This window comes from Achromobacter deleyi (genome assembly GCF_902859705.1).
In the GTDB taxonomy this organism is placed as follows: domain Bacteria; phylum Pseudomonadota; class Gammaproteobacteria; order Burkholderiales; family Burkholderiaceae_B; genus Achromobacter; species Achromobacter deleyi.
On record NZ_CADIJO010000061.1, the window covers coordinates 1 to 1108 of the forward strand.

Below are 1108 nucleotides of genomic sequence, written 5' to 3' on the forward strand. Positions count from 1 at the left end.
ACCCGTGCCGGTGCCGCCGCCGCCCGTGCCGCCGTTGCCGCCCGTGATCTTGCCGCCGGCCACGTTGGTGACCCGGCCCGCACCCACGATCTGCACGCCCGCGCCGCCGCTGTTGCCCGCGCCGCCCGCGCCGTTGACGCCGTTGGCGCCGTTGCCGCCGCCACCGCCAGTGATCTGGCCGCTGTTGGTGACCGTGCCGCTGCCGGAGATCGATACGCCATCGCCGCCGATGCCGCCGCTGCCGCCGCCGCCCGCGCTGTCGTCGCCGCCTTCGCCGCCGATGATGACGCCGCCGGCCAGGTTGGTCACTCCGGCGTCGCCGATCACCGACACGCCGTGGCCGCCGCGCGCGGCTTCGCCGCCGACGCCGACGCCGGTGACCTGGCCCGCGCCGCCGCCCCGATTGCCGTTGCCGCCGCGGATGGTGCCCAGGTTCAGGACCGAGCCGCCCAGGTTCAAGAGGACGCCGTTGCCGCCCGTGCCGCCGTCGGCCCCGGCGCCGCCGTTGATGGTGCCGCCCGCGCTCTGGGCATTGCCGCCGCCGCCGGTGCCGCCATTGCCGCCCGCGATGGTGGCGTTGGCGTTGTTGATGACAGCGCCGCTGCCATTGACCAGCACGCCGTTGCCGCCATTGCCGCCCACGCCGCCGCTGCCGGCGGTGACCGTGGTGCCGGGCAGGGCGCCCAGGAAGGTGGCTTGCGCGCCGTTTTCGCCGTTGCCGCCGGTGCCGCCCAGGATGGTGCCGGCGTTGAGCACCGTGCTGCCTCCCGTCAGGAAGACGCCGCTGCCGCCCGCGGCGGCCGCACCGCCGTTGCCGGCCACGGCCGTGACGCCGGAGGCGCTGGTGCTGGAACTGCCCGAGCCGCCGCCGTTGCCGCCATTGCCGCCCGTGATGGTGCCGACGGTGGCGTTCACGATGGTGCCGCCCGAGGTGGCCAGGATGCCGTCGCCGCCCGTGCCACCGCCACCGCCGGAGCCGGCGACCGCAGCGGTGCCGTTGCCGATGCCGTTGTTCACGGCACCGCCGCCGCCGCCAAAGCCGCCCGCGCCGCCGGTGATCGAGCCCGAGTTGTTGATGGTGCCGGGGGCGGTCAGCAGAAGGCCGCCT

The 1108-nt window shown here is 76.4% G+C and carries 1 protein-coding gene; it reads right to left on the reverse strand.

The annotated features are described in order from the left end of the window. Positions 1-1108, reverse strand: a 1108-nt coding sequence (locus HV798_RS31545) for a hypothetical protein (protein ID WP_217481206.1), incomplete at both ends; no start/stop codon positions are given.